This window comes from Anaerobiospirillum sp. NML120449, assembly GCF_023051105.1.
GTDB lineage: Bacteria > Pseudomonadota > Gammaproteobacteria > Enterobacterales > Succinivibrionaceae > Anaerobiospirillum.
In genome coordinates this window covers 130681-139673 of sequence record NZ_JALKIL010000008.1, presented here as the reverse complement: position 1 = coordinate 139673, position 8993 = coordinate 130681, and the positions used below count along the sequence as shown (strand labels likewise).

The following is an 8993-nucleotide window of genomic DNA, read 5'->3' as shown; positions in this document are numbered from 1 at the left end:
TAGAAGAACGCTGTGCGGTTCAGATCACCAGAAGCGCCTGATAAAGCTACTTTACCCTGTCGCAAGGTATGGCTTAATTATAGGCTTTTGTAGAAATATCTACACCCCACACTTAAACAGTACGTACCATCTTGCCGTCAGCAGTAACCCTCATAGCTTTACAAGCTCATTACCTCTGTATACAAATCCATGCCCTTTATCTGCAGACCTCGGTAACCTCCAACATCAGTGGTCGTAATCCTTTCATATCGGACCAGGTATGGAGCACAACTGACAATCTGGGCGGCAGGCAAGGGCAGTCATGCGACCATCGGCATTCATTCCTGCCGGGCATTCGTAGCCAGCCAGAGGTCTCAATGCCAGCCGTGATGCCCGTGCCATGCAGAGGCCTCGATACCAGCCGTGACGCCCGTGGCCTGACAGTGGTCTCAATGCCGACCTTGGCGTACTTGCCCGCCAATAGGGACAGATAAGTCCCAGCGCCTCAATTGCATCTGCTGGCTATTGGTGCTGAAAGCGGTGTTTAGTCCTCGTGACATTAGACTGATGAGCAACCTGTACTGGTATTCAGTTGTCGCCGTCGCTGCTGTTTATCCAGGAGAGTTGTGGGAGTGTACGTGCTGGTGTGTGCACGAAGGTGTATGCACGTGTGTGCACAGTGGGAGTTGGACATGCCGGATGCAGGGATTAAATCTGGAGCGACAGGGCTGGGCGTATTAAGTTTTTTCAAAGCAGGGATTTTTCGGTCACTGGTATTTTTGGTTTATGTTCTGGCATTTTCCCTGAAAACAGTGTTTTTGTTGTATGTAGTGAGTAAGACCCAGGTGGAGTGTTTACTCCAGTTTTTTGGAGTGATGATGCATTTATGCCATGCATTGTGATGGAAAAGTTTGATCGCCCAGTGTTAGGTTATTATTAAATTAAGTTAATGAATGCGCTAATGATAGAGCTGTTGATATGCTCATAAATGCGATATTTATGCTGTTTTTTCGGGGGTTAACATTTGAGGCGGGCAGATCTGTGGTGGTGATGGTATGTGTGCCATATGTGCACTTTGTGCAGGGGTTTTACACTGTTATTATCGGTAACATAAATCAGCCTCTGGAGCCCATAGATATGGGAAATGAAACTGTTTACATTCCTTTTCACCTGTCGCACAGATATACAGTCAGTATCTAAGTCACCTCATAAAAAGGCTGAAACAGGCTTAATCAGGATTAAACAATTTATCGATGGCAGGGGCCTGAATATCATAGATACGGCATGCATAAGGGCTTCAAACATCATGTCTGGAATAATCCATGCCAAAATTGAAAATATTGGGTGTTATTTGAAAATATGTGTGTAAAATAAAATTTTACTGAGGTAAAAAAGTGCATCTTCTGCACCATTTTATGATTTGTGATCACGTACGCAATGTTGGCAAAAATCTTGATAAATGTGGCGGATATAGACAATTGCGGTTGATTAAGATCGCAGTAGGCCAGATAATTACCACATCAAAGCAAACTAAGCAGAAACAGGTATTTACCTTAGATTGACAGATATTTTTGTCCTGGTGATTTACCTGATTTGAATTTACCGAAAGCCCGGTCATGGCGACTGTGTAACCTGCACAGAAGCCTTAAAAGTTTCCAGAGTTTTTGCACCAGATTAATGCAAATTTTACAATCGGGAACTAGACTAAAATACACACAGACAACACAGGAGTCAGTGAGTCTATGCGTACTTTCAGAAAATACACCCCAGTAATGATCGCAAAGCACGTAGCCTCTTTCTTTAAGGGACAGTTCGTCATTGAGGAGCAGGGAACATTCACCTTTGATGGCGGCAAGGTAGTTATCAACGAGGACTGCAGCGAAAAGCAGCGTGTCATTGGCAGAGAAATCAATGATTTAATCTCTGATTTTCTGGCCTCATCCCGCAAGATGGACGTTCATTACGAATAGTCACCTGCCATCGCTATGCCTGTGTTGATCAGAGGACTGGTCCATGTATAAGACATGGGAATGACCGGCGGCTGAGGTCCGGTAAGCCATTCAGCCGTCGTGTTCCTGTGTCCAGTATCATCACAGTTAATTCAGGCATCTGCCCACAAAAACAGAGCGCACTCAGACGCTCATTTTTTTTGCCTTTTGCTGCCAGTGCAGCCCCATCCATCAAGCTATCCAGATATTTCTGCATTTCAGGCCTTTCCAGCAAGCTATCCCGCTATTCCCGTACTTCAGGCCTCTCCAGCAAGCTATCCCGCTATTCCCGCATTTCAGGCCTCTCCAGCAAGCTATCCAGCTATTCCTGCATTACAGCCCTTTCAGCAAGCCCATCCTGCTATTCCTGCATCGCAGCCCTTTCAGCAAGCCCATCCAGCTATCCCAGCATTGCCACCCATCTTGCACTTCCTGCATTGCCCTCTATCCTGCTCTTCCTGCTCTTCCTGCACTACATCAAGCTGTAGCACAGCTGATTTCCTGCATTACACTGCAGTGCTCATGAGACAGGTACAGGCGGAGCTTACTGGAAGTTACTTTTGTGGGTCAGGTCTGGGGATTATGCATGGAGCCTTGCGCCGTCCGTAGCGGTATCTGCAGCGCTCTGTGTCGTGGCGGTGCGGGCGTATTTTTGGGGATTGAGGCTGTTTTTCAGGTAAAATAGCCATACCAGGTTAATTGGGCCTGTTGGGCTTTCTGTTATTGCTTATGGAAAGCGCCAGGCTGTTTGTATAGAGATTTATATCATTTTATGACCACGCAAAACGTAAACGAGTCAGAGGACCTTAACTCTCATACCAGATCTGCTGAAGAGCTGATCGACTCAATTATTGCTCCTATCGACGAAGACTTTTATCACATGCCTGATGACGAGGAGGTGTTAAAGACCCTTGATGAAGAGCTGTTCACCGTACAGGATGTAGTGCGCTATCTGGTGTCACTGTTCTCCATGCACGGTGTTTATGTTGGTCATGGAACTGATAACTACTGGGATGAGGCTCTGGAGATGGTGCAGGCTGTCATGTTCCTGCAGCCACCATGCGATGACTCCACTCTGACTTCCCGTCTGACCCGCCGCGAGCGTCATCTTATCGGCAAGATGGCCATTGCCCGTACCAGATACCGTATTCCAACTCCATATTTAACTCACCGTGCTTTCTTTGCCGGCCACCAGTTCTATGTGGATCGTCGCGTCATCATTCCGCGTTCTCCTATTGCCGAGCTTATCGACAATGAGTTCCACCCTTATCTCAACCGCCGTCCTGAGCGTGTTCTGGACATGTGCACAGGTTCAGGCTGCATAGCCATTGCCATTGCTCTGCAGTTTGAGGGCGACTGTGAGGTTGATGCTGTTGATATCAGCGCCGATGCCCTTGAGGTTGCTGCCCGAAATATTGAGGGCTATGAGCTGGAAAACCTGGTAACTCCAATCCAGAGCGATCTCTTTGACAATCTGCCAGAGGGTGACCGCTACGACCTTATCGTGGCCAACCCTCCTTATGTCAACGCCGAAGACATTTCCTCCATGCCTGATGAGTACCACCGTGAGCCTGAGCTGGCTCTTGGCTCTGGTGCTGACGGTCTTGACTGCGTGCGCCGCATTCTCCTCAAGGCCCGTGACTTCCTGACCGATGAGGGCATTCTCATTGTTGAGGTGGGCAATACCGAGGAAAACCTCATTGAGGCCTATCCAAACGTGCCTTTCCACTTTATCGACCTGAAGAAAGGTGGCAGTGGTGTATTCATGCTGACAGCTGATCAGCTTGAGCTGTGTGCTCAACACTTCGTCAATGCCTGCAATGACCAGCGCAAATAAGAAAAGCCTGCCGGGCTGGTAACTGACAAAGAAGGCTCAGCAGGTCGTCAGTCTTAAGCTGCAGGAGTTCAGCCTGTCAGAGGTAGCGTAGCGGCCGCCCGTCATCAGTAGCCTGGTTACAGCCAGTCATAACTGGCGCGAAGGCTGGCTCTCAGCAGTGGCGCGGCGTCCGCTCAGAACTGGCGCGGCATCCGCCAGTCAGAAGTGGCAGCAGGGCCGCCGGCCAGAAGTGGCTGCAGGGCCGCCAGTCAAGAAGGCGGGACTGGCGCAGTGACTGCACAGAGGACGGCAGACTGTAAGCTGCAGGAAGGGACCTGAGTGGTCGGACCGTGCTTTTTTGGTGCGGGCTGATACTCAGGTCCTTTCTTTTGGCCTGAAAATGAGAAAACTCAGACATATGAAGTAAGCCTGTGCTTATTTCCTGGTTTGATGGGCTAAGATATATGGGCTGGAAAAGTTTTCAGCCAGTCGGTTTTGCTGCTGTCAAGACGACTTTAGTGTCGTGCAGCAGACGGCGCAGCAGTCGCAACCTTTTATTTTCGAGGAGCCTGATTAATTCTATGGGTGCAAATACCTTCGGACAGATCTTTACTGTAACTACCTGTGGTGAGTCTCATGGCCGTGCTATGGCCTGTATTATCGATAACTGCCCTCCAGGTGTAACCATCAGTGAGGAGCAGATCCAGGTCGATCTCGATCGTCGTCGTCCTGGCAGTACCCGTTTTGGTACCCCACGTAACGAAGCTGACCAGGTCAGAGTGATCTCCGGCGTCTTCCAGGAGAAGACCACCGGCACCCCAATTGGTCTTATTATCGAAAACACAGCTCAGCGCTCTCAGGACTACTCTGAGATTATGAATGCCTATCGCCCTGGTCATGCTGACTATACCTACAATATGAAGTACGGTATCCGTGATTATCGTGGCGGTGGCCGTGCCTCTGCCCGTGAGACCGCCATGCGTGTTGCTGCCGGATCCATTGCCAAGACTGTGCTAAGAGAGCTCTTTGGTATCAGCATTGACGGCTGCGTTACTGCCATAGGCCCATTCAGTACTGAAGCTTATGACCCTCAGGCTGCCCTTAACAACCAGCTTAACTTTGCCAGTTCTGATGAAAATGAACTCCAGAAGATTTACGATTTCATGGACAATCTGCGAATGGAGCACGATTCCTGCGGTGCTGTAGTTGAGGTGCGTGCCCATAACGTACCTGCCGGCATGGGCTCTCCTGTATTTGAGCGCCTTGATGCCAAACTCGCTCAGGCCATGATGTCCATAAACGCCGTCAAGGGCGTAGAGATTGGCGACGGCTTTGCCATGGCTGCCATGAAAGGCAGTGAGGCCCGTGATGAAATTACCCCTGAGGGTTTCCTGTCCAATCATGCCGGTGGCATCCTCGGCGGTATCTCCACAGGTCAGGTTATCAGGGTACGCATGGCCTTCAAGCCTACCTCCTCCATAATGGTTCCTGGCCGCAGCATCGACAAAAACGGTAATCCTTTAAACGAGCTGGTTACCAAAGGCCGCCATGACCCATGCGTAGGCCTGCGTGCCGTTCCAATTGCCGAGGCCATGATGGCCATGACCATTCTCGATGCCGTCCTTATGGACCGCGCCCAGTGCGGCAGTGTAGACCGTGATGCTATCTTCCGCATCCCGGCAGGCAACTGATATCCATTTACGGCACTGTCAGGCAGCTCCTGCCAGCTCCATCTGACCATAGCCACAGTCAGGCGACCTGCACAGGCTACAGCCGACCATAGCTGCATTCAGGCTATACGCAGCGGCTGCAGTCGACATGCTGCAGTCAGGCGAGCTGCAGCGGATGACGGGACTGGACCTGGTGGCAACAGACGGACAGGGCCGACAGAACACGAACATGCTGAGGCTGCCGGCCTCAGATTATTGCAAGGGGGCTGATGAGAGTATCTAAGCCCCGCAACCAAAGACTCTGTTTTAGCAGAGCTTTTACAGGATTTAACCATGGACGCTCTTGAGACCATCAAGTCCCACCAGTCAATAAGAAGATTTACTGGTGAGAAAATCACCGCTGAGCAGATGACCGCCATTGATGACGCCATTGTTCAGACCTCAAGCACCTGCTTCTACCAGTTTGTTACCACCATTAAGGTATCAGATCCGGTCAAGCTTGCTGAGATTGCCCAGTTCTCCGGCGATCAGGACCATATTGCAAAGTGCGCTACTTTCTTTGTTTTCTGCCTCGATGTAACCAAGCTGGCCCGCATCTCGGATATCAAGCCACCATATGGCTTCAAGTTCATAACAGGCGGCTTTAACGACTGTTCTCTGGTCTGCCAGAATGTTCTGACCGCTGCTGAGTCTATGGGCCTGGGAGGCGTAGTTATAGGTGGCTACAAGTCAGGCATTAAGCGTCTGTCAGAAATGCTCAAGCTGCCAAAGGGCGTAGTACCTTTACTGGCCCTTGCTCTTGGTGTTCCTGACAAGGAGTACCTTGAGGAGCAGAAGCCTCGTCTGCCACGTCACTGGTTCATCATGGACGAGGAGTACAAAGACGCCTTCAATGAAGAAGAGCTGGCTCAGTACAACCAGACTTTCAAGGCCTACCTTGAAAACCGCAAGTACAATCAGCGTTCAGCTGACTGGACTCAAAGCTGCAACACCATGCTCAAGAGCACCACAGCACCAGCCGGTGCCATTGTTGATTACCTCAAAGAGCAGGGCTTTGACTTTATCTAAGACCGCACTTTGCAGCCTCATGGCCAGCAAAAAATACCCAAAGCCAGATGGCACTGCACAAAAGAGCAGTGCCGCATAAGCTGTCCTGGTACAGCAAATAAAGAAAAAGGCAGATTTGTTATCAAATCTGCCATTTTTTTGCCCAGAAACACTCAAAACAAGCTCAAAAACTGCCAGGTTCGTTAACCGATGATATGCTGAAAGTACGCAACAGCCACTGTCCTGCATTCTCAAACCACTTAAAAATATCAATCATAAAATATTTTGTAAATCATTATCAGGCATGAGATGAGCTGTTCTGCAGTCATAAGGCAGCTGTAATTTGATCCTGTGTTCAGCAGTATGCTGGTTGAATGCTGCAGCGTGAATCTTCAGCCTGCAGTATGCAGTGTGAATCTTCAGCCTGCAGTATGCAGCTTGCTTTGCTTTTCAAAAAGTACAGAAAGAGGCACTAAGCGCAATGCAGCTCCTTAAGCAACTGCCAGTCCTGACTGGGATGGGATAGGATTGGATGGGACGGGATAGGACAGGGGAGGATTGGATTGAAAGGGATGGGATAGGACAGTGGGATTGGATTGGATGGGATAGGATTGTATAGGGGAGGACTGGTGTGCAGCTCTGGTCCTGATGCTGCATTCAGACATATATGTTACCTGATGGATTACGCGGACAGAGCTTAGGTTGTCAGGTTTATGCCTTTGGTCAGCCAATCAGGGGCTGCAGCGGACAAGTGGGATGGCGCTCTGTACTTGGCAGGGGCGGGCGCTGGCAGCCTGGCTGTTAAGGGCAGTGCCAGGTGAGAGTGCGGGTCAGGGGCATACCATGGCATGGCTTTGAGGAGCCCCTGGTTGGGATATCTGTGCAGGGAGGCCCGGACAATTAAGAGGCTGGAGCCGGGGCAATGCAGGGGCTTGCAATGCCTTGCATGAACATCAGGAGTCCTGGCTGTTCCTGTCGTGGTCAGAGGCAGCGATGGTTCGGACAGGGATTTAAATGGCTGTCGGGCGGTTTTGAAAAACGTTTGTTGTGGCGGGGCGTTTTGAGAAGGGCTCTTGCGGGAATGATGCTGGCTGCTGGGGTAAACAAAAAGGCCCTGCCGGTTGGGCAGGGCCTTTGAAAAAGGGCTTTTTCAGAAGAGGGTGGCTTTTACCACTTCTTCTTGTCGCCGAAGATCTCGTCCAGCTCGGACTCGGTCTCGGTCTTCTCGTTGACTCTTTCGACTTCTTCCTTGCTCTTCTCGCGTACCTGATGCTCAAGTTCGCGCAGCATCTGATTGAGAACGTCTGACTTGTCCATCAGCCAGTTGTCCTTGATGCCGGAGCGGCGGATAACCTCAAGACCCTTGGTAATCATGGTACGGCATGAACCTACCTGACGGTTCTCGCGCATGATGATTACGTTCTGGATGAGGTTGGAAACGTTAATCTTCAGAACCAGCAGCTTGAGACGACGGTCTTCTTTCTGACACAGGTTTACGTCTACTGTGGTGCCGGCACGCAGTTCAGACTGAATGATCTTGCGCAGACGGCGGATAGTACGTAACTGCATAACAGCAACGTTGTCATTCTCAGGATTACGGAAGGCCAGATCCTCTTTGTAGTTAACCTTGATGTCTTCAATAATCTTGGTCTGCTCGGCAATACGCTCTTCAATGCCACGGGCGGTAGGGTCGCCCTTCATACGCTTTAAGGCACTTAAAATACGGTTGCGCAAAATGAGTACCATAGTCTTGGAGTAAGGCAGCTGGTTCTGATTGATCAGCAGCTCTTCAGACTCGGAAACGATATTGCGGCAGCGGGTATAGATAACACGCATATCTTCTTCGCGCTTAGCCATGTAATCACTGTACATGTTGTAAATGATTAACATGAACGTTGTAAGCACAATGATGATTACAGCAATCGTAATTAACATATTTAGCCCTTTATGGTTGTGCCTGAAAGACGTTGAAAAATAATCAGTTGTAATACAACAGAGGCCGGGCAAAATGCCGGTCATTCTGTCTTAAGGAATTCTGTTTACGACAAAGGTCTGAGCCACAAACGCAAAGATCCTGTCCTTAATCGGGCATTTTACAGGCCTTTATCAGCTCTGTCTGATACCCTGTCTGCTTGAAGAACGGCAATATAGCATATTTAGCCGCCCTGTTAGAATTGCGGCGCAGTCTGCCTGTCTTATCCGCATTGGGAAAATCAGTCGTTTGAGTGACGATTTTACCAGTAAATCAGTGTTGCACTAATTTGAGGCTCTGATGTGTTCAGCCGCACGGCTGCTTTAACACATATAACCGGAAGGCTTAAGGCCTCTGAGGTGTCCGGTTACTCCATTTTTTGATGATCAGGTCTCTTCTGGCTTTAAGGCTTGCTCCTGAAGCTTTAGGCTCAATTTCCTGTAAGGAATTTCAATGTGTATCAGGGACTCAGTCTGATAACCGAATATTATGCAACAAAGTATCCTCAAAATAATAGATCC

Annotated in this window: 6 protein-coding genes; 5 read left to right on the top strand and 1 reads right to left on the bottom strand. The window is 49.5% G+C overall.

Annotation, left to right across the window (positions count from 1 at the left end; translation table 11 throughout):
- Window positions 1-1721: 1721 nt before the first annotated feature.
- The 5 genes from MXE41_RS04105 (at window position 1722) to MXE41_RS04085 (ending at window position 6521) form a co-directional block, all read left to right on the top strand.
- On the top strand, window positions 1722-1949 hold the full coding sequence (locus tag MXE41_RS04105) for a DUF1107 family protein (protein WP_246978568.1): 228 nt from the start codon (window positions 1722-1724) through the stop codon (window positions 1947-1949).
- A 179-nt stretch (window positions 1950-2128) separates the two neighbouring features.
- Window positions 2129-2455, top strand: a complete 327-nt coding sequence (locus tag MXE41_RS04100) for a hypothetical protein (RefSeq protein WP_247099465.1) — start codon at window positions 2129-2131, stop codon at window positions 2453-2455.
- 392 nt (window positions 2456-2847) lie between these two features.
- On the top strand, window positions 2848-3804 hold the full coding sequence (gene prmB / locus MXE41_RS04095; protein ID WP_247099468.1) for a 50S ribosomal protein L3 N(5)-glutamine methyltransferase: 957 nt from the start codon (window positions 2848-2850) through the stop codon (window positions 3802-3804).
- Between the two features lie 560 nt (window positions 3805-4364).
- On the top strand, window positions 4365-5474 hold the full coding sequence (gene aroC / locus MXE41_RS04090; protein ID WP_246978567.1) for a chorismate synthase: 1110 nt from the start codon (window positions 4365-4367) through the stop codon (window positions 5472-5474).
- Window positions 5475-5786: 312 nt separating this feature from the next.
- Window positions 5787-6521, top strand: a complete 735-nt coding sequence (locus MXE41_RS04085; protein WP_246978566.1) for a nitroreductase family protein — start codon at window positions 5787-5789, stop codon at window positions 6519-6521.
- A gap of 1146 nt (window positions 6522-7667) precedes the next feature.
- On the opposite strand, the gene MXE41_RS04080 is transcribed toward MXE41_RS04085, so the two are convergent.
- A complete protein-coding gene (locus MXE41_RS04080; RefSeq protein WP_246978565.1) occupies window positions 7668-8435 on the bottom strand; it encodes a hypothetical protein in 768 nt (255 codons plus the stop codon).
- Window positions 8436-8993 lie beyond the last annotated feature (558 nt).